Annotated in this window: 18 protein-coding genes and 1 tRNA gene; 12 read left to right on the top strand and 7 right to left on the bottom strand. The window is 63.1% G+C overall.

Annotation, left to right across the window (positions count from 1 at the left end; genetic code table 11):
- Window positions 1-70 precede the first annotated feature (70 nt).
- The 5 genes from HT051_RS00095 to HT051_RS00075 are packed head-to-tail and all read left to right on the top strand — an operon-like array spanning window position 71 to window position 3,656.
- Window positions 71-1,408: an ABC transporter substrate-binding protein gene (locus tag HT051_RS00095; protein WP_208454345.1), complete on the top strand. Its 1,338-nt coding sequence runs from the start codon at window positions 71-73 to the stop codon at window positions 1,406-1,408.
- Complete coding sequence (locus HT051_RS00090; RefSeq protein ID WP_174540144.1) at window positions 1,405-1,680, top strand: hypothetical protein; 276 nt, start codon at window positions 1,405-1,407, stop codon at window positions 1,678-1,680. The genes HT051_RS00095 and HT051_RS00090 overlap by 4 nt, the downstream gene beginning before the upstream one ends.
- A complete protein-coding gene (locus HT051_RS00085) occupies window positions 1,677-1,838 on the top strand; it encodes a hypothetical protein (RefSeq protein ID WP_174540143.1) in 162 nt (53 codons plus the stop codon). Before HT051_RS00090 ends, HT051_RS00085 begins: the two co-directional genes overlap by 4 nt.
- Window positions 1,835-2,908, top strand: a complete 1,074-nt coding sequence (locus HT051_RS00080; RefSeq protein WP_174540142.1) for an ABC transporter ATP-binding protein — start codon at window positions 1,835-1,837, stop codon at window positions 2,906-2,908. Before HT051_RS00085 ends, HT051_RS00080 begins: the two co-directional genes overlap by 4 nt.
- Window positions 2,909-2,930: 22 nt before the next feature.
- Window positions 2,931-3,656 carry an HAD family hydrolase gene (locus HT051_RS00075; protein ID WP_174540141.1) on the top strand — a complete coding sequence of 242 codons (726 nt, stop codon included), beginning with the start codon at window positions 2,931-2,933 and terminating at the stop codon, window positions 3,654-3,656.
- Window positions 3,657-3,800: 144 nt separating this feature from the next.
- Here the strand turns inward: HT051_RS00075 and HT051_RS00070 are convergent, their stop codons facing one another.
- On the bottom strand, window positions 3,801-6,143 hold the full coding sequence (locus HT051_RS00070; protein WP_174540140.1) for a TonB-dependent receptor: 2,343 nt from the start codon (window positions 6,141-6,143) through the stop codon (window positions 3,801-3,803).
- Window positions 6,144-6,556: 413 nt separating this feature from the next.
- Between HT051_RS00070 and HT051_RS00065 the strand changes: the two genes are divergently transcribed.
- The 5 genes from HT051_RS00065 (at window position 6,557) to HT051_RS00045 (ending at window position 10,207) form a co-directional block, all read left to right on the top strand.
- Window positions 6,557-6,835, top strand: coding sequence for a hypothetical protein (locus HT051_RS00065; RefSeq protein ID WP_174540139.1), 279 nt, complete (start codon window positions 6,557-6,559; stop codon window positions 6,833-6,835).
- Between the two features lie 196 nt (window positions 6,836-7,031).
- Window positions 7,032-7,778, top strand: a complete 747-nt coding sequence (locus HT051_RS00060) for a cyclopropane-fatty-acyl-phospholipid synthase family protein (protein WP_174540138.1) — start codon at window positions 7,032-7,034, stop codon at window positions 7,776-7,778.
- Window positions 7,779-7,969: 191 nt separating this feature from the next.
- Window positions 7,970-8,878 (top strand): arginase family protein, encoded by a 909-nt coding sequence (locus tag HT051_RS00055; RefSeq protein WP_174540137.1) that lies wholly within the window; start codon window positions 7,970-7,972, stop codon window positions 8,876-8,878.
- On the top strand, window positions 8,875-9,408 hold the full coding sequence (locus HT051_RS00050; RefSeq protein ID WP_174540136.1) for a MarR family winged helix-turn-helix transcriptional regulator: 534 nt from the start codon (window positions 8,875-8,877) through the stop codon (window positions 9,406-9,408). Before HT051_RS00055 ends, HT051_RS00050 begins: the two co-directional genes overlap by 4 nt.
- Before the next feature lie 139 nt (window positions 9,409-9,547).
- Window positions 9,548-10,207: a DUF3313 domain-containing protein gene (locus HT051_RS00045; RefSeq protein ID WP_174540135.1), complete on the top strand. Its 660-nt coding sequence runs from the start codon at window positions 9,548-9,550 to the stop codon at window positions 10,205-10,207.
- A gap of 22 nt (window positions 10,208-10,229) precedes the next feature.
- Here HT051_RS00045 and HT051_RS00040 read toward each other — a convergent pair.
- A tRNA-Arg gene (locus tag HT051_RS00040) sits at window positions 10,230-10,306 on the bottom strand.
- 363 nt (window positions 10,307-10,669) lie between these two features.
- Between HT051_RS00040 and HT051_RS00035 the strand changes: the two genes are divergently transcribed.
- Both HT051_RS00035 and HT051_RS00030 read left to right on the top strand, forming a co-directional pair.
- Complete coding sequence (locus tag HT051_RS00035) at window positions 10,670-11,710, top strand: acyltransferase family protein (protein WP_174540134.1); 1,041 nt, start codon at window positions 10,670-10,672, stop codon at window positions 11,708-11,710.
- A gap of 86 nt (window positions 11,711-11,796) precedes the next feature.
- Window positions 11,797-13,506, top strand: a complete 1,710-nt coding sequence (locus HT051_RS00030; RefSeq protein ID WP_174540133.1) for an FAD-dependent oxidoreductase — start codon at window positions 11,797-11,799, stop codon at window positions 13,504-13,506.
- A 183-nt stretch (window positions 13,507-13,689) separates the two neighbouring features.
- Here HT051_RS00030 and gyrB read toward each other — a convergent pair whose 3' ends face one another.
- From gyrB to dnaA, 5 genes are all read right to left on the bottom strand, one after another.
- Window positions 13,690-16,119: a DNA topoisomerase (ATP-hydrolyzing) subunit B gene (gene gyrB / locus HT051_RS00025; RefSeq protein WP_174540132.1), complete on the bottom strand. Its 2,430-nt coding sequence runs from the start codon at window positions 16,117-16,119 to the stop codon at window positions 13,690-13,692.
- 334 nt (window positions 16,120-16,453) lie between these two features.
- Window positions 16,454-19,165 carry an EAL domain-containing protein gene (locus HT051_RS00020; protein WP_174540131.1) on the bottom strand — a complete coding sequence of 904 codons (2,712 nt, stop codon included), beginning with the start codon at window positions 19,163-19,165 and terminating at the stop codon, window positions 16,454-16,456.
- 92 nt (window positions 19,166-19,257) lie between these two features.
- Window positions 19,258-20,451, bottom strand: coding sequence for a DNA replication/repair protein RecF (recF, locus tag HT051_RS00015; protein WP_174540130.1), 1,194 nt, complete (start codon window positions 20,449-20,451; stop codon window positions 19,258-19,260).
- Complete coding sequence (dnaN, locus tag HT051_RS00010) at window positions 20,448-21,566, bottom strand: DNA polymerase III subunit beta (protein WP_174540129.1); 1,119 nt, start codon at window positions 21,564-21,566, stop codon at window positions 20,448-20,450. The genes recF and dnaN overlap by 4 nt, the downstream gene beginning before the upstream one ends.
- 291 nt (window positions 21,567-21,857) lie before the next feature.
- Entirely contained in the window at window positions 21,858-23,285 is a 1,428-nt protein-coding gene (gene dnaA / locus HT051_RS00005) for a chromosomal replication initiator protein DnaA (RefSeq protein WP_174540128.1), read from the bottom strand.

Below are 23,285 nucleotides of genomic sequence, written 5' to 3'. Positions count from 1 at the left end.
AAACGAGGACGAAAGAAGAACCATGACTTTGCATTTCTGGGGTGCATTGAGGAGCAGCTTGGCAGCTCCGATGATGCTCGCGGTTGCTGCCCTACCATCAGCGGCCCATGCCTGGTCTCTCAAAGAGGCCGCCGAACCTTATTCCGGAACCACCATCACGTTGGCTTGCGAGGCCTATGCGCCGTGTCTTGCCTATCAGAAGCTGATCCCCGAATTCGAGAAGGAGACCGGCATCACCGTGAAGGTCGAGGCCGGCGATATCGCGCAGATCCAGCAGCAGATCCTGACCGATGCCCTGACCGGCACGCAGATCTACGACCTGGTGCAGATCAACCCGTTCTCCACGGGCGCTTGGGGCGCGCAGAAGTTCGCCGTGCCCATGAAGACCTTCCTGGACGACGAGAAGCTGCGCGATCCGAGCTTCTCGCTGGACGATGTTGTGCCCGCCCTGGTCGAGCAGATGACCTATAACGGCGAGCTGATCGGCATGCCCTATAGCTTCCTGCCGCCCTTCGGCATCTACCGCAAGGACATCGCCGCCGACCCGAAAGAACAGGCCGCCTTCAAGGAGAAATACGGCTACGAGACTCCGTTCAACGGTGATCTCGTCATCGACGTGCCGACCTGGAAGGAATGGACCGACGCGGCCGAGTTCTTCGGACGCAAGAAGGGCGAGACCCTGGCCGGTGTCGAGCTCGACCACGACGTCTACGGCACGGCCGCCGCCTTCAAGCGCCACCTGACCGTCGTCTACGACTATGAGCGCATGCTGCTCGGCATGGGCGGCGAGATGGTCTCTGCCGACAAGAAGGTCGGCTTCAACACCAAGGAAGCCAAGGAAGCCCTCGACACCATGCTCGCTTGGCGGAAATTCTCGCCCCCCTCCTACAAGGAGTACACCTGGGACGACGAGTATTCCGGCTTCTGCTCCGGCACGCTATTCTCGGTTCCCTCCTGGGCCGACTCCACCGCCTTCTTCGAAGATCCGAAGGAGTGCCCGGAAGTCGCCGGCAAGATCGGCTACTTCCTGCATCCCGGCACCCACAAGACCGTCTCCGAGGGTCATGCTTTCGTGATCCCGTCCAAATCGGACAAGCAGCAAGCTGCCTTCCTGCTGGCCCAGTGGCTTGCAAGCAAGGATGTGCAGACCCGCTGTGAGGCGTTCGGCTGCGCGACCTTCCGCACCGATGTGCTGGCAATGCCCGATTGGGACGACAACGGCGCAGTGCTGATCTTCCGCAAGATGCTCGACGAGGATGCGCTTTATCCCCGCCCGGCGCTGCCGGAATGGATCCAGCTTCAGCAGATCATCATGGAAGGCCTGAGCGCTGCCGGCGCCGACCAGATGGAGCCGGACGAGGCCCTGGCCGACATCCAGGAGAAAGCCGAAGAGGTCGTCAATCCGTGACCGAAACGGACGGCCCCTCTAACGCGGGACGAACCGTGGCCGAGCCGGTGCGCGCTGAGGCGCGCGCCGGCCGGCTCGGTGCCGCAATCCGCTATTACCGGGAAGCCATCTGGGCTCTCCTCTTCTGTCTGACGCTGATCCTCAGCTGCAGCCTTTTGGCGAGCCTCAAAGTTGCGCCGATCTGGATCAGCACCACGGCCACTCTTGTCTGTCCGTTGCTGGCGACGGTCTTCACGATGGCAATTCTGCGGGTCGCCGGGAGGTCCGAATGATCGGTCATTTAATCGTCCTCGCCATCGCGGCCCCCTTCCAATTCGCGCTTGCCGGCTGGAGCCGCAAGTATGACGTGCTCGAAGCCGGCGAGGCGGCATTCTGGTGCGTGGTCATTTTCCTGCTCTTCGAGCTGGTCTATCTGGGATTGATGTCATGAGCAGCGTGCGGTTTGAGAACCTCAACAAGCGTTTCGGAGAGAAGGTCGTCGTCGAGGATTTCTCGCTGGACGTGGAGGACGGAGAGTTCATCGTTCTGCTCGGCCCCTCCGGCTGCGGCAAGACCACCACGCTCCGCATGCTCGCCGGGCTCGAAAGCCCCACCAACGGCCAGATCTATATCGGCGATCGCGAGGTGACGGACGTTCCCTCGCGTCAGCGCGACGTGGCCATGGTGTTCCAGTCCTATGCGCTCTATCCCCATAAGACGGTGGCGGAGAATATGAGCTTCGCTTTGCGCCTGGCGAAGATGCCGAAGGATGAGATCGAAACCCGGGTGAAATCCGTCGCTAAGACGCTCGGTCTCGACAGCATGCTCGATGCCCGCCCGCGCACCCTTTCCGGCGGTCAGCGCCAGCGCGTCGCCTTGGGCCGCGCCATGATCCGCGACCCCGCCGTGTTCCTGTTTGACGAACCACTGTCAAATCTGGATGCCAAGCTGCGCAGCACCATGCGCAGCGAGCTGATCCAGATGCACAACGAGCTGAAGGCGACGATGATCTACGTCACCCACGATCAAATGGAGGCCATGACCATGGCCGACCGCATCGTGATCATGAATGGCGGCATCGCCCAGCAGATCGGCACGCCGCTCGACGTCTACGACGATCCGGCAAACCAGTTCGTCGCCCAGTTCATCGGCAGCCCCGGCATCAATGTCGTGCCCATTCATAAGACCGATGCCGATGGCGCCATCACCATGGGCAAGCTGAAGCTTCCTTTGCCCAAGGATCATCCGGGCGCCAGCATTCAGTCCGCCTGCATCGGCATGCGGCCCGAACATCTTAGCCTCGCCAAGAAGCCGAAGGCGATCGAGATCAAGGGCACCGTCGATGCGGTCGAGCAGCTCGGTGCCGAGACCATCTTCGAGGTCGAGACCGCCGGGCCGCGCCTTGTGGTACGCGCTCCACGGGCGAGCGATCTCAAGCCGGGAGTGCCGATCGCCCTCTATCTCAACCCGGACGAAATCCTTGCCTTCGATGCCGACGGCAACCGGGTCCGCGTGGCTTGAGCAAGCAACGGAAAATCTGACAATGGCTGAAATTCAAGGCCTCCTTTTCGACAAGGACGGCACGCTGCTCGATTTCTTCAAGACCTGGACCCCGATCTGCCGAGACCTTGCCACCGAAGCTGCCGGCGGCGACGAGGCGGTGACCGAGGCGCTGCTGCTTGCCGGAGGACTGGACCCCGAGACCGAGACCTTTGCCTCCGGCTCGATCTTCCAGGGCGCGGGGATCGAAAACCTGATCGCCTGCTTCACCGAGGTGATGCAGGAGGCAACCCCGGAAGATTTGCGGGAGATGATCACCAGACATCTGCGCGAAGGTGGCGGAAAATACGCCGTCATCATGGAAGGCGTGCGTGAGGAAATCGTCGTGCTGCAGGAGGCTGGCTACCGGCTCGGCATCGCCACCAACGACACCCATGGCGGCTTGCACGCCTCTATGGGCCGCTGCGGCGATCTGATCGACTTCTTCCCGTTTCTCGCCGCCTGCGACAGCGGTTATGGCGCCAAGCCGGACCCCGCAGTCGGCCTTGCTTTTGCCGAGTCGATCGGCGCTCCGCCCTCGGCCTGCGCCATCATCGGCGATTCCGTCCACGATCTGGAGATGGGGCGCCGCGCCGGCTTCGGTCTTCGCATCGGCGTCCTCACCGGCCCGTCGCCGCGGGAGGATCTGGAGCCTCATGCCGATCTCGTGCTCGACAGCATGCTGGAGCTCTCGACGTTCCTTGCCGAGCTGGACGTCGCCAAAGCCTAAAGGTCCTTATCGGTGGCGAGTCTGCCGGGCCCGAAGAAGAGGTCTTCCTCATCTCCGCGAAGACGTGAGCGGATGCAGAAACGGCGCCGCGATAGGCAGCGCCGTTTCAACGTCATATGTGAACCGCGCAGCGGTCCAGCGGACCTAGAACGTGCCGTTCAGGGTCAGCCCGACCAGCCGCTCCTCGCCGACAAAGGCGTAGGCAGATGCGAGCGGCGGCGCGTTGTTCCGGTCCACCTGGGTGAGATACTGCTCGTCGAACAGATTCTTGGCGAACAGCGTCAGCGTGAAGCGGTCCCACGCCCAACCCGCGCGAACATCCACGACCGTGTAGCCGTCCACGGCGACGAGCGGGCTATTGGAGAGCCCGCCGTTACTGTAATAGCCGTCCGTCAGGCGCAGATTGGCGCCAACGAACCAGCCCGCTTCGGAGCGATACATACCGCCGGCGGAGAAGGTGAAAGGCGGCGCCTCGGGGAACTCGTTGCCTGAGAAGTCGCCTTGGCTGGTGACCATCTTGTCGAATTTGGTCTCCAGGAAGCCTGCCGATGCGAACAGCTCCAATGGCTTGATCGGCCGCCAGCGGCCCTCGATCTCCGCGCCATAGGCATGGGAACTGCCGGCGTTCAGGATCTCCGCCACACCGTAATACTGATTGAGCACGGCGACCTGCTGATCCTGGTAGTCGTAGTAGAAGACGTTCGAGTTGAGATCGAGCGTGTTGTTCATCCAGGTCGAGCGATAGGAGAACTCGTAATCCTCCAGATATTCCGGATCGACCGTGACGTAGCGGTTGTCCGGGGTCAGCTGCTCGAAACCGGTGCGGTAGCCCTTATTGTAGCTGACGCCGATGGTCTGGTTGGACGTCAGATCGTAGGTCAGTCCGAGCTTCGGCAGGAACTCGTTGAAGGTCGCTTCGGAGTTCTCCACCGTCGTCTTATAGGTGAAGGTCGCCAGGTCGAGCCCGACGGAGTCCACATCCGTAGTGACCTTGTCCCGCAGCAGCCGTCCGCCGCCGATCAGCTGCCAACGGTTCCAGCGGTAACGAAGATCGGCATAGGCCGCCATGCTGTCGGTCTGCGCGTTATAGGTACCCTTGGCGTAGGGAGTCCGCTCGTCCGGAAAGCCCGGGAAGAAAAACGGCAGATAGATGTCATGGTCATTATAGGCGTCGCGCTCGAAATAGCCGTAGAACAGTCCGAGCACGCCGGAAAGACCGTTGCCGTCATTGGCCATCTCAAGCCGTAGATCTTGGGTGAAATCCTGGCCGTCGGTCTCGTCGCCATAGCGCGCGAAGGCCGCGTCCGCTGCCGTCTTGATCTTGGTATTCGTATCCGCGTAGGCCGTGACGCTGCGCAGCGTCATATCCGGGCGGATCTCATAGGCGATATCGGCGGCGTAGTTGTTGGAGGTCGCGTCCCGGAAATCCGTGAACCCCGACGAATAGACGAATTTGCGTTTGAAGAACTCCGCGTCGGTCGCGATTGGATCGCCATCGACGCTCGAGACCATCGAGGTGCCGGGCTCGTCGATGGTGCGCGCGATGGTGAATAGAGCGCTCAGCCCTGGCAGACTGTCGGGCTCCAACAAGAGCTTGCCGCGAATGCTCTGGTAGCGGTCCTCGCCCATGACGTCGTTATCCGGATCGGCATAATCGATGTCCCGGGTGTGATCGAACTTGTAGCCGGCGATGCGGATGGCGGATTGCCCTGCCGCAATCGGCGTGTTGACGACGAAGCCGCCATCCCACAACTCATCCGTTCCGATCGTCCCTTCGGCGATGATCTCGGTCTTGTAGGTCGGGTCGTTGGTTTTGACGATCACTTCGCCGCCCAGTGAGTTGCGTCCCTCCAAGGTCGACTGCGGACCGCGCAGAACCTCGATCTGGTCGATATCCCAGATGCCGCGGGCGCCGCGGCGCACCGCATCCGGATTTTGTGTGACGCCGTCGATTACGACGCCGATCACCGGCACGCCGGAGATATGCTGAAGCCCGGTCAGGCCCTCGGAGCTCATGCCGCGTATGGCAAAGCCGGAGTTGTCGTCCGCAACCACGGTATTTGCCGTCTGCGAGATCGCTTCCTTCAGGTCGAAGATCTGGCGCTCGGTGACGTCTTCGCCGGTGATGATGCCGACGCTCGTGGTCGTGTCGCGCATGGTGCGGAGGATCTTCTCTCCTTCCACCACGACACCGGGCAGCGCGGCGATATTGTCGCCGGAGCCTGTATCGTCGGCGCTGGTCGCCGCCGGCCCCGACGCGCGCAGCACCTCCTTCTTCTCGTTACGCTTGGCCGGCGCGGATTCGACCACCACTTCCGGCAGCACGAGGGCATCGTCATACGGATCCTCCGCCACCGCCTCCGGCGGCGGCAGGGGTGCTGGCACCTCGGAAACCGGCGGATCCGTCTCTTGCGCTTTTGCAGGGGAATAATCGAAGCCGAGACCGGCACATATGATCGCGAGCGACGCGATGCTCACAGTACGCACGAAGCTACCTCCCAAATTCACGACACGCCGGGAAGTCCCCGGCGATTGACTTGTTTTCGAGGTCCGAGGTGCCAGACGTGATTAGGAGGTATTCAGCCGTTCGATGCGCAGCCCCCACCGCGCAATCGCCCATCCCCCAAAAATCCCAGCCCCCAAGCCAGTCAAAAAAGCTGATAAAAAAAGTCTGAATTAACTAGTGCATAAATACCGCACACTGATGAAAACGGTCTGCGGAGCCTCGATGGGCGAAAACCGGCAAAACAACACATCCCGCTGCTGCTGCGTCACACCGCAGTAACCGGCTGAAACATCTCTTCGCAAAGCGCCTTCATTCGGCCGGCTTTCAGGGCGGGCTCCGCCGTATTGGGGCGGCAACACTTGAGCCGTCTGGAGCTGTATTTGTGGAGCGAGCAATGACGATTGAGCACCGCCGTATCGACCCCCTCAACCGGCTGCCTGCTGTCTTGGGCGCAAGCGCCCTTATTGCGTATGAGGAGAAGCCGAAGATCTATGGGCCGAGAGTCCGCAAGCTGGTTTTCAACCTGCTGCTGATCTGTGCCACGGCCCTGGTCTTCTATGCTGCGACGCAAGTGGTGCGGGACAGGGGGCCGCGCGATGATACAAACCCGGCGGCGATCGCGCCCAAGCCGGCGCTACAGTCGGAGGTGAAGCATTCCGATGCGGCAATCTAATTTTCCGAGAAAATTGGGGTAGCCGGGAGGAGAGCGTTCAAACGTATTGCGCCGTTCCCCGGGCCTTGGCTCAGCCTTGAGCGGGAAAAGGCCGGGCGGAAGCTGGCGGTCGTGTGAGATCGACACGCAGCGCGTATAATTACGTAGTATTGCAAGCGTACCGAGCCCATTCACACCGCGAAAAGGCGCTTCCACATTGGACATTCCGCGGATCTTCAACGTCGCTGAAAGTGCCCACCGGATCCATAATCCGTTCACGCCGGAAAAGCTCGCCACTCTCGGCGCGGCGTTGCGCCTGGAACCGGGGACCCGTGTGCTCGACCTCGGCAGCGGTTCGGGCGAGATGCTGTGCACCTGGGCGCGCGATTACGGAATCGGTGGCACTGGCATCGACATGAGCCAGTTGTTCACCGAACAGGCGAAACGCCGCGCCGAAGAACTCGGTGTTGCCGATCGCGTCGGGTTCATCCATGGCGACGCTGCTGGTTATGTCGCCGACGAAAAGGTCGGCGTGGCAGCCTGTGTCGGTGCCACGTGGATCGGTGGGGGAGTCGCCGGCGCCATCGAGCTTCTGGCCAAGAGCCTTTGCACCGGAGGGATCATTCTCATCGGTGAGCCATACTGGCGGCAATTACCGCCGACGGAAGAGGTCGCCAAGGGATGCCGTGCCGGTTCGATCTCCGACTTTCTCATGCTTCCAGGACTTCTCGCGTCGTTCGGAACGCTCGGCTACGACGTCGTGGAAATGGTTCTGGCAGACCAAGATAGCTGGGACCGGTACGAGGCGGCCAAGTGGCTCACCATGCGCCGATGGCTGGAAGCGAACCCCGGCGACGATTTCGCGAAGGAAGTGCGAGCCGAGCTGACCTCGGCCCCAGAACGCTATGCCGCCTACGCGCGCGAATACCTGGGCTGGGGCGTGTTCGCGCTGATGGCGCGGTAATGCGAGGCCGCTGGGCATCCGGCGGATCGCAGACGGTTGGGTCGCACAATAGCCGGTGCGCCAAGTTCAGTCCAGCAGATGATTTGAAAGGTGGCAGGCTGCGGCCCGCAGGGCCAAATGGCGCACCTTGACGGTCCAATGATCGAATTATAAAGATGCATGCATCATCGATCTTTTGTCGAGAGGCTGTCTTGCTCGAAAACCTCAGCATCATCGGCGTGCCCGTCGACAGCGAGGGAACATTGGCCGGCACGTCCCGGGGGCCGCGTGTCTTGCGGCAGCTCGGGCTTCTCGACGTGGTGCCCCACGATGCGGATATTGGCGATCTGCCGGTCTCCATAGCGAGCACCGAACGGGACCCGGTCAGCGGCATGAAGGCGGCCCCCGAGGTCGTCGTGCTCACTGCAAAGACACGATCGGCTATTGCGCGCGAAATTGGTCTGGGGCGCATGCCCCTGATCGTCGGCGGCTGCTGCGCACCCCTTATCGGTGCGATGGCCGGCGCGCGCGACGTGCTTGGAGGCGTCGGGTTGGCCTATGTCGATGGCCACTCGGACCTTTACGATGGCCAGACCTCGCCTGCGGGCGATTGTGCCGACATGCCGATGGCGTTTCTGCTGGGGCGTGCCGGGGACCTTCTCGCTGACGCCATGGGACCGAACGGTGTCCTTGCTCCGGAGGAGGTCGCGATGCTGGGTTATCGCGATGCGTATATCGCCGCGCCGGCCGGTTCCCTGATGCCGGAGGACATCGGAGACTCGCTTTACCGCCGTGACGCGGATGCACTGCGGCGCGAGGGGATGGCCTCCGCCGCCAAGGCCGCCTTAGAGCATCTGCGCGCCGGACCTGGCCGTTTCTGGCTTCATCTCGACTGGGATGTTCTCGATGAGGAGCAGTTCCCCTCCTCGGACTATCTTATGCCGAACGGCTTGAGCTGGACCGAGCTGATTGAACTCGTGCGGCCCTTGATCGGGTCGTCGCATCTGATTGGTATGTCGCTCGCCTGCTACAACCCCGACAACGATGCAGATCTCTCCGACGGTCGCAAAATCATCCGCTGTCTGGAGGCGATGTTTTCGAACGATGGAGGGTCTCGATGACCACCGGTAAGGCTGCAAACGTTCTTGGCGCGCTCGCCCTGACCCTGTCCGACCGCATTCAGGCGCAAGCGGAAGATATCGCCGGCCTTGGCGGGATGGGACCGGCGATTCTTGTCGCCGTGGATGTGCAGCCCGGGATCCTGATTGAACGTCTTGCTGTGGAGCTCGGCCGCGTCCAATCCAGCACCGTGCGGGCCGTGCAACAGCTCGAACGCGCCGGCTTTATCGAAAAGCGGAGAGGCGACGATCGCCGGACCCTCGGCCTTTATCTGACCGAGCCAGGCAAGGCTCGCATGCGCACCATTCTCCGTAAGCGTGCCGAGGCGCTCGGCGACGCGCTGGCCGTCCTTTCGCCAAAGGAGCAAGCGGCGCTTTCGGGATTGATCGAGCGCATGCTCGAGGCGCTGGTGAAGCAGGAAGACGACCGCTTTCCAATGTGCCGTCTTTGCGATGAGGAGGCCTGCGGCGAGGATCGCGACTGTCCGGTCGAACGCGGAGCCGCGCGCTGCCGACAGAAGGCGGCTGCTTGAGGCAATTCGAGCCCCTTCCATTCCGGCTCGCCGGTCGAAACATTTCTACACTTTAAAACAAACGATGTAACGCCGCCTATTCCTATGCTTGGAGGAACGAAATCTTGTTGTCTGAAGTCATTCGTCCGGAATCAAAACAGTGCTTGTTCCTCCAAATATTGTTCTTCTTATTGGTCTGACGTCGTTTGCCCTGGCAGCCTGCCAGACGGCCAAGCCGACCCGCTATAGTGGGCTCGGCTCGGCCTCCGCCATGACGCCGAACACCACGAAAACTGCCTCGAAGATCCCATACAGCTACCGGCAAAACGTAGCCTGGTCTCAATATCACAAGGCCATCCTCGACTCGGTCGCCATCTATCGCGGCTCGGATAGTCAGTTCGACGGCGTGAGCGAGACCGACAAGAAGGTGCTCGCAGCCTATATGCAGCAGGAATTCACGCGGGCGCTGGGCCAGCGCTTTTCGATGACCCGCAGCCCCGGCCGGGGGACCATCCGCGTGAAGCTGACCCTCACGGGCGCGTCCCTGACCAAGCCGGTGATCGGCATGTTGTCACGCTTCGACATGGCCGGCGCAGTCTACAACGGGGTGCAGAGCGCGCGAGGAGGCGAAGGGACCTTCACCGGCGCCGTGATGTACGGCGTTGAAGTCTTCGATGCCAGCAGCAACCGGCTGCTCCTCGCCTTCGTCGCCAAGCAATATCCCGGCGCCTACAACGTCCGTGCGACCATGGGCAAGCTGTCCGCCGCGAAAGCCGGCATCGACAAAGGCGCGACCGAGCTGGCGGGATCCTTCCGGTAGAGGGATCCACCGGCCAGAAAACTGGCGCACCCGACAAGATTCGAACTTGTGACCTCTGCCTTCGGAGGGCAGCGCTCTATCCAGCTGAGCTACGGGTGCTTACCGTGCCGCGACACTAGCCGAGGCGGCTGTGCAGGGCAATTGCGCCGGGGGATGAGCTTTAAGGCGGGGCGGGCGATTTGCCAAGCCCTTGTCTCTCCTAGCCGCGTCTCTCCTTGCCGCGAAATCCCTGTCGCCAAGCCCTTGCTGCCTCGGCGCTTGCGTGGTTCTCCGCCGTATCGAGTCGGTCCCATCCGTTCATCTGTGCCAAATTGATCCGCCAGACGCAGGCCAGCGTGCCGTTATTGGCCCCGATTGGTGCAGCTTTCCGGGCAATTTCACCATTTCCGACGCAAGGCGTTGACCTGCCCGCGTCTTGCAAGGTCTTTTGCCCACGTATCGCAACAGGACGGGGCCACGAAGATGCGCGCATTGGAGGTCGATCGCCAGCGGGTCGCATGGGTCGACTACGCCAAGGGGTTTTGCATCGTCATGGTGGTGATGATGCATTCGACCCTCGGCGTGGAGCATGCCGCCGGCGATGCGAGCTGGATGGGGTGGATCGTCGCCTTCGCCAAACCCTTCCGCATGCCCGACTTCTTCCTGATCTCCGGCCTGTTTCTCGCCCGCGTCATCGACCGCGACTGGTCCGACTATCTCGACCGCAAAGTCGTCCATTTCGCTTACTTCTACGCGCTGTGGGTCACCATCCAATTCGCCTTCAAGGCGCCGGGCTTCGCCGCCGAGCTCGGCTGGGTGGGCGTGGTGGAGGAATATCTCCTCTCCTTTGTGCAGCCTTTCGGCACGCTCTGGTTCATCTATCTGCTGCCGATCTTCTTCGTGGTCACCAAGCTGGCCCGGAACGTGCCCGTGCCGGTGATGTTCGTCGCCGCCTGCGCGCTTCAGATCGCCTCGCCCGAGACCGGCCTCGTCGTGGTCGACGAGTTCTGCTCCCGCTTCGTCTATTTCTATACCGGCTATGCCTTCGCCCCTTACGTGTTCCGCTTCGCCGAGAACGTCATGGCCAATCGGCGCGACGCGGTGCTTTTCCTCTGCGCCTGGGCACTGTTCGAGGCGCTGATGGTCTATTTCGGCTATTCGGCGCTGCCCGTCGTCGGGCTCGGCCTCGGCTTCGTGGGCGCCATGGCGGTGGTGGCCGTCTCGGCCTTGCTTTCCACCAGGAATTGGGCCCTGCCTTTGCGCTTCGCAGGGCAGAATTCCATCGTGGTCTATCTCGCCTTCTTCCTGCCCATGGCGGTGACGCGCACCGTGCTGCTGAAATTCGCACCCGAGCTCAATCTCGGCGTCACTGCGCTGCTCGTCACCACTGTTGCGGCGATCACCCCGCTGATCTTCTTCGTGCTGGTCAGGAATACGTGGTTCGCCTTCCTGTTCCGGCGTCCGGCCTGGGCGCATCTCGGTGCCCGGAAAAGCGAAGAGACGCTCGCCATTGCCAAATCGTAACCGGTTGGCAGCCATAATCGGCCGATAGGCGGTGGCGACTTGACGTAGCCCGCCATAAGCGTACCTATCGGTGCAAGGTTGTGTTGATGAGCGGCAAATCGCTTACGGCGATCCGGGAAGATTTGGGAAAGACATTGGCGAAGAAGAAAGTCCTGGTTCTAGGCGGCGGCTTCGGCGGCGTATTTGCCGCCAAGGAGCTGGAGGAGCGCGGGCGCGACCTGATCGATGTCGAGCTGATCAACGACAACAACTACTTCGTTTTCCAGCCGCTTCTGCCGGAGGTCGCCGCCGGCGGCATCCACTCTTCCGATGCGGTGGTGCCGCTGCGCCAGCTTTTGCCCAAGGTCCAGTTCCGCCAGGCCGAGGTGGCCGGCATCGACTTCGACAAGAAGATGGTCATCGTGGTGCAGGGGGCGAGCCGTATCCCGGTGGAGCTGCCCTATGACGAGCTGATCGTCGGACTTGGCACCACGGTGGATCTGAACCGCTTCCCGGGGCTGCCCGAGCACGCCCTCACCATGAAGCAGGTCTCCGACGCCCATAAGCTGCGCAACCATGTGCTCTCCTGCCTGGAGCGGGCCGACGTTGCCACCAACGATGCGGCCAAGCGCCAGCTTATGACCTTCGTGGTGGTGGGCGCAGGCTTCTCCGGCGTGGAGACGGTGGGCGAGGTGAACGCGCTGATCCATCAGGCGCTGCGTTATTACCCCCATCTCACCCGCCACGACGTGCGGGTGCTGCTGGTCGAATATGCCGATCGTATCCTGCCGACCTTCTCCAAGGAGCTGGCGGATTACGCGACCCAGCGCCTGAAGCTGCAGGGCATCGAGGTGCTGACCGGCGTCGGCACCAAATCGGCCACCTCCACCGCGGTCGAGCTGACCACGGGCGCGCTGATCCCGACCAGCACCATCGTCGCCACCATCGGCAACGGGCCGCGCCAGCTGATCTCGTCCCTCGGCCTCGACATGAAATGGGGCCGCATCCAGACCAACCGCTTCATGCAGGTGCCGGGGCAGCCCGATGTCTGGGCGGTGGGCGATGCGGCGCTGATCCCGATGAAGGACGAGCCGGGCGACGACCCGCAGGCCTATGCGCCGCAGACCGCGCAGTTCGCCGTGCGCGAGGGCAAGCAGCTGGCCGACAATCTTCTCGCCGAGCTGCGCGGCAAGACGCTGAAGCCGTTCTCTTACGAGTCCAAGGGCGCGCTGGCCTCTCTCGGCACCACCAAGGCGGTGGCCGATGTCTATGGCCTCAAACTCACCGGCTTCTTCGCCTGGCTGCTCTGGCGCGGTTTCTACTTGTCGTTCATTCCGGGCTTCCAGGCCAAGGCGCGGCTTCTGGCTACCTGGCTGCTCAACGTGTTCATGCCGCCGAACCTGGTTCTGATCCAGGGGCCGCCGCCGGCCACCCGCTACATCCACTACCGCAAGGACGATGTGGTGTTCGAGCCCGGCATGGTGCTGGACGGCTTCTATCTGGTGTTGTCGGGCAAGCTGAAGCTCACCATCGACAACAAGGAGACCGGCGAGCATCTGGTGCGCGAGTTCGGCCCCGGCGGGCATTTCGGCGAGCGCGTGCTGATCCGTCCGATCATGCGCACCGGCCTGGTCGAGGCGCTGGAGGACACCGAGGTGCTGTTCGTCGCCAAGAAGGATTTCATCCGCTTCGCCCGCGACTTCCCGGTGCTCGACGACTATTTCGTCGACTACATCAAGAAGACCTTCGGCGGCGAGGGCAAATCCTTCGCCCCGCAGGGCGGCGAAACCCAGCCGCAGCTCGAAAAGTCGAACTAGCCGTTTTGGGTGTCATTGTCGGCACAAGGCCAGGCATGACGAAGGTGCTGAAGCGCAGCTGCCGTTCGGCAAACGCCGTCAGGCGTAAGCCGGCCTCCAGCAAATCGGAAAAACCTGTGCTGTGATTAGATACCGGCTTGCGCCGGTATGACCCGTGCCGTGGGCCGAGCCCGTGCTGCTGGCCTAAACGTCCAGATTGGCGACTTGCAGCGCGTTGGCCTGAATGAACTCGCGACGCGGTTCCACCACGTCGCCCATCAGCCGCGAGAACACTTCGTCGGCTTCGTCCAGCTCGTTCATCTTCACCTGCAGCAAGGTGCGGGTCTCAAGGTCGAGCGTGGTCTCCCAAAGCTGCTCGGGGTTCATCTCGCCAAGACCCTTATAGCGCTGCATGGAGATGCCCTTGCGGCCCGCCGTCATCACCGCCTCGAGCAGCTCGCTCGGCCCGTGCATGGCCAGCGAGGTGTCCTTCTTCCGCAAGCTGCCCGGGTGGGTGAAGACCTCCTGCAGGTAGGTGGCGAACTGATCCAGGCGCCGTGCATCGGCGGATGCCACGAACGGCCCGTCGATCAGATGGGATTCCATCACCCCGCGCAGCTCGCGCCAGAAGCGCAAGCCGCCCTCGGCCAGCGCCTCGCCATGCCAGCCGCGCTCGGTCTCCTCCGACAGCGCGTCCAGCCGCTTGGCGATATAGCCCGCCGCCTCCTGCGCCTTCGTCTCGTCCCGCATCACCTCCGGGGTAAGGGCGCCGGCGATCGCCGCCTGCTCCACGATGAAGCGCGGATAGCGGCTATGCAGCCCGTTCAGCACATTGACGACCGAGCGCGCCTTGTCGACGATCTCGCGTAAGTCCGCACCGGCGCGCTCGGTCCCGTCGCCGGTGACCAGCACCGCCTCCTCGAGCCCCTGATCGATCAGGTAATCCTCGAGCGCCGTCTCGTTTTTCAGATACTGCTCCGAGTTGCCGCGCTTCACCTTATAGAGCGGCGGCTGGGCGATATAGAGATGCCCCGCCTCCACCAGCTCGCGCATCTGCCGGTAGAAGAAGGTGAGCAGCAGCGTGCGGATATGGGCGCCGTCCACGTCGGCGTCGGTCATGATGATGATCTTGTGGTAGCGAAGCTTGGAGAGATCGAAATCCTCCCGCCCGATACCGGTGCCAAGCGCGGTGATCAGCGTGCCGATTTCCTGGCTCGACAGCATGCGGTCGAAGCGGGCTCGCTCCACATTGAGGATCTTGCCGCGCAACGGCAGCACCGCCTGGAAAGCCCGGTCGCGCGCCTGCTTGGCGCTGCCGCCGGCCGAGTCGCCCTCGACCAGGAACAGTTCGGACTTGGCCGGATCGCGTTCCTGGCAATCGGCGAGCTTGCCGGGCAGGGAGGCGACGTCCAGTGCGCCTTTGCGCCGGGTCAGCTCGCGCGCTTTGCGGGCCGCCTCGCGCGCTGCGGCGGCTTCCACGATCTTCTGCACCACCAGCTTGGCTTCGTTGGGGTTCTCCTCGAACCACTGCGACAGCGCTTCGGCCATCACGCTCTCCACCACCGGGCGCACCTCGGAGGAGACCAGCTTATCCTTGGTCTGGCTGGAGAATTTCGGATCCGGCACTTTCACCGAAAGCACGCAAGTGAGCCCCTCGCGGGCATCGTCGCCGGTGAGCGAAACCTTCTCCTTCTTGGCGATGCCGGATTCGGCGGCATAGGTATTGACCGTGCGGGTCAGTGCGGCGCGGAAGCCGGCCAGATGGGTGCCGCCGTCGCGCTGCGGGATGTTGTTGGTGAAGCACAGCACGTTCTCGTGATAGCTGTCGTTCCACCACAGCGAGGCTTCCACCGAGATCATGTCCTGCTCGCGGGTGACCATCACCGGATCCGTCAGAAGCGGGTGCTTGGCCCGGTCGAGAAACTTCACGAAGGCCGAAAGCCCGCCCTCATAGTTCATCTCCTCGACCTTGGGCTCGACGCCGCGATGGTCGGAAAGAACGATACGCACCCCCGAGTTCAGGAAGGCCAGCTCGCGCAGGCGGTGCTCCAGCGTCGCATAATCGAACTCCACCATGGTGAAGGTCTCGGAGCTCGGCGTGAAGCTGATGCGCGTGCCGGTCTTGCCGTCCGACGGGCCCACCTCGGCCAGCGGCGCTTCGGAGACGCCATGCACGAAGCGCATGAAATGTTCCTTGCCGCCGCGCCAGATGGTCAGCTCCAGATTGGAGGAGAGCGCATTCACCACCGAGACGCCGACGCCATGCAGGCCGCCGGAGACCTTGTAGGAGTTCTGGTCGAACTTCCCGCCGGCATGCAGCTGGGTCATGATCACCTCGGCGGCGGACATGCCCTCGCCATGCATCTCCGTCGGGATGCCGCGGCCGTTATCCTCCACCGTCACCGACCCGTCTGGATTGAGGATCACGGTGACGTCGTCGGCATAGCCGGCCAGCGCCTCGTCGATGGCGTTGTCCACCACCTCGTAGACCATGTGATGCAGGCCCGACCCGTCATCGGTGTCGCCGATATACATGCCCGGACGTTTGCGCACCGCATCGAGGCCCTTCAGGACCTTGATGGAGTCTGCGCCATATTCGGGAATCTCGGGTGTTTCGTCCGGGGTGTTGGCCATGTGGAACCTAGTCGTGAATCCTAAATCTCAACCGTGCGCTTGAAAGGCGGGGAGAACGGCCCGAAAAACGACCTTCCACCTTGACGCGAATTATACCCCAAAACGCCGCCGCCGTCTTCGCTTGCGGCAGCTTGTCCTAACTTGGCGGAGCGCGCCGGACAGCCAGGCTGCGAATCCAATAATAGATTGAAAAATAAGAAAAAACTAAGCCTCCGGGGAGGCTGTTGGCGGCGGCTGAACAGGGCCGGCTATGCACTGGCCCCGCTTTGTCGGCTATCTGTGCACGGATCGGCGAATCGCGCCGGCTTTTGGGCCCTTCCGGGAGGCCCCGCGCCTAGGCCGGTATCGGGGCCCGAAGCGGCGAAAAACAGGGCGTCCGGTGCAGCATTTCTGCCGCCTTGGCGGCCGGAACTGGCGGGCTGAAAAAGTTGCTCTGCACCACCGTGCAGCCGGCCTCGGCGAGAAAGATGCATTGCTCTTTTGTCTCCGCTCCTTCGGCGACCACCTCCAGATCGAGCTCGCGGGCGAGCCCGATCACCGCGCGCACGATGGTGGCGGCATTCGGATTGCTGGTCACCTCGGCGATGAAGCTGCGATCGATCTTCAGCCGCGCCACCTGGAAATTGAGCAAATAGTTGAGCGAGGAATAGCCGGTGCCGAAATCGTCGATGGCGATCTGCACCCCGATTTCGCGCAAGCGCTTCAGCGCGGCTTTGTGCTTCTTCGCCGTCTCCACCAGCACCGTCTCGGCCAGTTCGAGCTCCAACTGCCGCGGCCGGAGGCCGTAGCGCTTCAAAGCCGCTGCGATGGTCTTGTGCAGATCTGAGGTCAGCTTGAACTGGGCCGCCGAGAGATTGACCGAGATGGTCGGGGGTGTCAGTCCCAAATCCTCCCAATGCCGGATTTGCTGGCACGCCTCGCCGATGCACCAACGCCCGATGGCGTCGATGCTGCCGGTGGTCTCGGCGATCGGGATGAAGGCATTCGGCAGCACCAGCCCGCGGCTCGGATGGTTCCAGCGGATCAGCGCTTCCAGACCGACGATGCGCCCCGTGGCGAGCTCCACCTGTGGTTGATAGAACAGCTCGAACTCGTGCTGGTCCAGCGCGCGCCGCAGATCGCGCCCAGTATCCAGGCGTTTCCACACCTCTCTGTCGAGCTCGGCGGCGTGGAAGCGGTATTGGTTTCCGCCTTCCTTTTTTGCCCGGTACAGCGCCAGGTCCGCCTTGGTCATCATCATTTCCGGGCTTTCGATGTCTCCCTGATATGGCACGATGCCGATACTGGCGGAGATGTCGATCCGGTTGCCTTCGATCTTGTAGGGCTCGGCCAGAACCGAGCCAATCTTCGCCGCCAACGTCTCGACGCTCTCGAGCTCTGGCGGGTTGTCCTGCACGATCACGAACTCGTCGCCGCCGAGGCGGGCGACCAAATCGGTCTCCCGCACGCAGTTACGCAAGCGCTCGGCGACGGCTTTAAGCAGTGCGTCGCCCACCGGGTGTCCCAGCGTATCGTTGACGTCCTTGAAATGGTCGAGGTCGAGATAGAGCAACGCGAAGCTATTGCCCTGCCGCTTGGCACGCGCGAACTCCAGCTTGAGGCGTTCGACGAAGGCGCCGCGATTGGCCAGCTCGGTCAGCGCGTCGGAACGCGCCAGCGCCTCGATCTTCTGGGCTGCGCGGCGTTTCTCGGTGATGTCGCGGAAGAACCAGACCCGGCCCAGATAGTTATGCTCGGCATCGTGGAGCGCGCCGGAATGGCGGTCGAGGATGCGTCCGTCTTTGAGCTCCACCTCTTCATGGCTCCGCAGCTCCGGATTGTCGTAGTGATAGCGGACGCGTGCGAGAAACGCGTCCGGATCCTTCGCTTGCCGGGCCCCCCAATCGAGCACCGCCGGGTCGTGTTTCCGGTCCAGCAGGTTTTTCGGGACCTCCCAGAGCGAGACGAAGTTCTGATTGAAGGCAACAATATTGCCGTTCTCGTCGACCACGAGCACCGCATCGGGCGAGCATTCCAGCGCCGTGGTCAACAGGACGTGGGAGAAGGAAAGCTCTTTCTCGGCGCGCTTGCGCTCAGTGATATCGCTCAGCACGCCCTCAATGCCGACTGGCGTGCCGTCTCGGTCGCGCAAGGCTCGCCCTTCGCCGTCTAGCCAGACCCGCTCCCCGTCGGCCCGTATCAGGCGCAAATCGCTCTGGACATGATCCTGCTTGCCCTCCGTCATGCGGCGGATGTCGCCTTGCATCACCGCGTGATCGGCCGGATCGATCAGCTCAGCCCATTTCGTCGGTTCGGCGAGAAGCGCCTCGGCCTCATAGCCGTAGCGGCGGATGTTTTCGGAGATATAGGTGAGGGCGTATGGCGGCTTCGGCTCCAGCCGGAACAGAACCGTCGGGCTCTCCTCGATAATCCGCTTGGCGTCAGCGAGGGTCTGGATGCGTTCGGCCCGCTCCGCCGCCGCGCCGATGATCTCCGCCAGGGTGCGCAGCGTGTCGATTTCCGCCGAGGTCCAATTGCGCGGCTGGCGGTCGTCGAAGCCGAGCTGGCCCCACCATTCGCCGTCGGCGAAAATCGGCACCACCGCCACAGCGCCGACGCCGGTCCGTTTCAGGAAGCCGCGTGCGGGACCTCTGATCTTGTTCGACTCGGTAACGATCACCTCGCCGCGGCGCAGCCGGCCGATCCAGTCGGCCAGTCCTGCATCGAGAAGGCTCTGATCGGTTATGTCGTGCATCTCGTCCGGCATAGTCACGCCGGGCGCGTTCCAGCAGTAATGCGCGATGGTGGCTCCCGCGGCCCGATTCTCCGGGTCGGTCTGAAACAGATGCACGCGATCCACGGCGGCAGCCGTCCCGATATGCGCTAGCACCTCGACGAAAGACTGTTTGAGATCGTGCGAGCGAAGCAGCGTCTTGGCGCTGAGCGCCACGGCGTTCAGAATGGCGTCGTGGCGGTATCGGGAAAGCTTGGAAAGCGAATCCTCTAGCGCGTCGCGTTCGGCGCTGTGCATCGTTCCGCCGGTCTGCTCGCGGGCCGACGAGGTCATGCGTTCACTCCCATAGTGTTGATTTAATGGGAGATTAGCGGTGAAAGGTCGAATAACCCTTCCGGGAATCGTTCAAATTCGAACGGATTTGCTCAATTCTGCAATGTGCCGTCGGCGATTTGGACGAGCTGTGCCTGCTCCAGAATCGGCGCGAACAAGGCTTCGTCGGTCCCGGTCATCCAGGCCTGCGAACCGAGCCGCAGAAGTTCGGCGAAAAGCGCTTCCCGCCGTGCCGCATCGAGATGTGCCGCCACCTCGTCCAAGAGGATCAGCGGTGCTGCTCCGTCTTGCGTCTTGATCAGCTCCGCCTGAGCCAGGATCAGGCCGAGAAGAAGCGCCTTCTGCTCGCCGGAGGAGCAAAGCTCTGCCTCCCGGTTGCTCGGTCCGTGGAACACCACCAGGTCGGAAAGATGCGGCCCCTCCAGCGCCCGGAACGCGGCCCGGTCGCGCTCGCGCATCTCGGAAAGCCGCGCGCGGTAGAAATCCTCCACCTCGACCGCCGAATGCTCCGAAAGCGCCGCCTCCAGCGTGCCGGCCAGCTCCAGCGAAGCCCAGGGGAAGCGGTCGCGGATCAGATCCGCCTTGCTCGTCTCGATCAGCGCCGTAAGCCGGGCCAGAGCATCCAGCCTTGCCGCGGCGATGGCGGTGCCGGCCTCGGCCATCTGCTCCTCGAGCCCTGCGAACAGCGCAGGGGAGGTCTCGTGCATCTGGAACAGCCGGTTCCGCTGCCGCATGGCGCGCTCGAACCGCGCCCGCGGCACCCGCATCGCCGGATCGATGGTCAGCGTCGCCCGGTCGAGAAAGCGCCGCCGTTCCGAGGCGGGGCCGGTAAACAGCCCGTCCATGGCCGGGATCAGCCAGACCGGCTTCACGTAATCGGCAAGGCTCGCCGTGCTGGTATCCTTGCCGGCAATGCGCACGCTGCGCCCGGTGCTCTCTTCGCCGGGCGTGAGGCCAAAGCCGGTGCCGATATCGATCGGCTCGCCATTCGCGCTGATCGTCGCTGCGATGGCCCAGCCGCCGGGCCCGCCTTTGCGAGCAAGCTCCTTATAGGGGCGGCTGCGCAGGCCCTGGCCTGGACCGAGCAGCGACACCGCCTCCAGCACGCTGGTCTTGCCGGCGCCGTTCTCGCCGACCAGCACCACCGGGCGGGCATCGAGATTGAGCCGCGCGGAGGCGTAATTGCGGAAATTGGTGAGGGTCAGCCGCTCGACGAAAAATCGAGTCTCGGACGCCGGGCGGCCTGTGCTTGAAGGATCGATCGGAGAGGTCGCCCCGCCGGTCATACCCGCATCGGCATCAGCACATAGAGCACCGCAGCATCGCCGGAATCCCGCGCCACGGTGGGCGAGCCGGGATCGGCGAGCAGGAACTCCGCCGTGCCGCTTTCCAGCTGATCGGTGATGTCGAGCAGATAGCGGGCGTTGAAGCCGATCTCCAGCGCATCGCCGTCATAATCGACCGGCAGCTCTTCCGTGGCACTGCCGCTATCGGGATTGTGCACCGAAAGCGTCAGCTTGTTGCCTTCCATGGCGAGCTTCACTGCGCGGCCCTTGTCGCTGGAAAGGGTGGAGACGCGGTCCACCGCCTTGGCGAAGGCGATGGCGTCCACCTCAAGCTGCTTGTCGTTGCCTTGCGGGATCACCCGCTCGTAATCGGGAAAGGTGCCGTCGATCAGCTTGGAGGTCAGCACCGTTTTGTTCGCCGTGGCGCGGATCTTGGTCTCCGACAGCTCGAGAGCGATCTCTTCGTCGCCATCCTCGGTCAGCCGCAGCAGATCGGCGACGGCTTTGCGCGGAATGATCACGCCGGGCATATCCGTCGCCCCGGAAGGCGCCGGAAGCTCGATCTGTGCCAGCCGGTGACCGTCGGTCGCCACGGCACGCAGCACCTCGGCCCCGTCCTTGGTCAGCGAATGCAGATAGATGCCGTTCAGATAATAGCGGGTCTCCTCGGTGGAGATGGCAAACCGCGTCTTCTCGATCAGCCGCTTCAGATCCTTGGCCGAGAGCGTGAAACGGTGGGTCAGATCTTCGACGCTGAGCGAGGGGAAATCCTCCGCCGAAAGCGTCTGCAGGAAGAATTGCGCCGGCCCGCAGGAAATCCCCAGCCGGTTCTCCTCGCCATCCAGAGCCAGCTCGATCTCGGTCCCGTCGGGAAGCTTGCGCACGATGTCGTGGATCATATGCGCCGGCACCGTGGTCATGCCCGGCGTCTTCACCTGACAGGGCACGGTCTCGATAATTTCCATATCGAGATCGGTGGCGGTCAGGCTCAGCTCGCCATCCTTGGCATCCAGCCGCACATTGGAAAGGATCGGGATCGTCGTGCGCCGCTCCACCACACTCGCAACATGGCCGAGAGCCTTTACCAGCCCAGTCTTTTCGATCGTCAACTGCATCGGATGAACGGAACTCCTGCTATGCCCCCCGGGCGGCGTAGTTTAAGCCGCCCGCTAGAGCGGGCAAGCTCCAGCGAAAGTCCAAAAAACCTGCTGGGAAAGCCGTTTGGCGGGCGGCCATGACCTTGCCGCGAGAAGGGGCGTTTTGCAAGCCAAGAGGGGCGTCAAAAGCCCCGCCGGACAGACCGGCAGAAAGGACGGAAAAGACGGCCATTTCGGGACCCTCCGCCGGGCGTTTCCCGCCGCGCACGCAAGGTCCCGGAAATCTGCCGGTCTGGCTGCCCCGCCCCCTCAATCGCGCAACAGCCGCTTGAGAAGCTCCACCTCTTCGCGCATCTGGGCATCGCCAGACATCAGCTCCTCCACCTTGCGTATGGCGTGCAGCACCGTGGTGTGATCCCGGTTGCCGAACCGCCGTCCGATCTCGGGCAAAGAGCGCGAGGTCAAAAGCTTCGACAGATACATGCCGATCTGGCGCGGACGCACGATGGAGCGGCTGCGGCGGCCCGAGAGAAGATCGCCCCGGTTCACCCCGTAATGCTTGGAAACGGTGCGCTGGATATCGTCGATGCGCACCCGTTTCGGCTCGGTGCCGCGCATCAGCTCGCGCACGATCTGCTCGGCGACCTCGATGGTCACCGGCTGGTCGGTGAGCTGATAGGAAGCCCGCAGACGATGCACCGCTCCTTCCAGCTCGCGCCCGCTTTCGGTCAGCCGCTCGGCCAGGAAGGTGAGCACGGTGTCGGAAATCTGCAGGCCAGGTGTCTCGCTGCAGGCCTCTTCCGCCCGCTTGGAGAGGATCTTGTGGCGAAGATCGCGGTCCATGCCGCCGATTTCGGCCACCAGCCCGCCGGCGAGCCGCGAGCGCATGCGCAAATCCAGCTTGTCCAGATTGTTCGGCGCCCGGTCGGCGGCAACCACCACCTGACGTCCACCGTCGATCAGCGAATTCAGCGTGTGGCAGAACTCCTGCTGGATGGTCGGCCCTTGCAGGAACTCCATATCGTCGATGATCAGAATGTCGATCTTGCGCAGGTTTTCCTTGAAGGCGAGGGCGTCTTGCGCCCGGAGCGCCTGCACGAAGCCGGACATGAAGCGTTCGGCGGTGAGGTAGAGCACCTCGGCCTCCGGCTTGCGCTGGGTCAGCTGCCAGGCAATGGCGTGCAGAAGATGGGTCTTACCCAGCCCGACATTGCCGTGCAGGAACAGCGGGTTGAACACCTGCTGCGAGCCGGCGCACTGTCCCGCCACCTGCTGTGCGGCGGCATGGGCGAGCTTGTTGGTGTTGCCCACCACGAAGCTGTTGAAGCTGAGCCGCGGATCCAGCGGCGAACCTTCGAAGCCCTTATAGCCGGTGCGCATCGGCAAGGTGACGGCCGGCGTGGCGGCCGCAGCCGGCCGCGCATTGACGGTGCGCGGCTCCTGCGCCGCAGGCTTGGCCGGCTTGTTGGCGAAATGCGGCTGCCGCACCTGGAAGTCGATACGGTCGACTTCCGGCCACTCCACCCGGCAAAGCCGGTACACGAAGTCGTAATAGTGCGAGCGCAGCCAGCTCTTCAAAAAGCGCGTCGCGACGGTGAGGTGGACGGTGCCCTCTTCGACCCGCGCCAGTTCGACCCCGCCGAACCAGCTTGCATAGACGTCCTCACCGAGTTCTGCGCGAAGCCGCTCTTTGATTTTGGCCCACGTGTCTTTGTCCCCGCTAGCATCTCGTTCCAC

The sequence above is a fragment of the Methyloligella sp. GL2 genome (assembly GCF_013341275.1).
Taxonomy (GTDB): Bacteria; Pseudomonadota; Alphaproteobacteria; order Rhizobiales; family Methyloligellaceae; genus Methyloligella.
The sequence above is the reverse complement of the archived record's forward strand: the minus strand, read 5'-3'. Positions and strand labels throughout refer to the sequence as shown.